The 397-nt window shown below is 44.1% G+C and carries 1 tRNA gene; it reads left to right on the top strand.

The features are described 5' to 3' along the window. The first annotated feature begins 171 nt into the window (after window positions 1-171). Window positions 172-247, top strand: a tRNA-Glu gene (locus AC4IFT_RS22385). Window positions 248-397 lie beyond the last annotated feature (150 nt).

The following is a 397-nucleotide window of genomic DNA, read 5'->3' as shown; positions in this document are numbered from 1 at the left end:
CCGTAGGGGAACCTGCGGTTGGATCACCTCCTTACCATTGAAGTGTTTTTGTGAAGTGCTCACACAGATTGTCTGATAGAAAGTAGAGCAATAGGCTATACGTGGGAGACTTATTCGAGAGAATAGGACTTACATGAGATAAGCAACGAAGTCAGTTGTGCAATATCTTGTGTCCCCTTCGTCTAGAGGCCTAGGACACCGCCCTTTCACGGCGGTAACAGGGGTTCGAATCCCCTAGGGGACGCCAATTGCGCCGATATCGAGTGAAAGACGATGTCCCCAATAATGATTAAGCCAATTATGCAAATAGTTGGTTTAACAATTATGCTCTTTAACAATCTGGAACAAGCTGAAAATTGAAAACAACGCACATTGTTTATCGCTTAAACAATGTGAG

The sequence above is a fragment of the Providencia sp. UF-183 genome (assembly GCF_058246155.1).
This window is presented reverse-complemented; position numbering and strand designations above follow the sequence as displayed.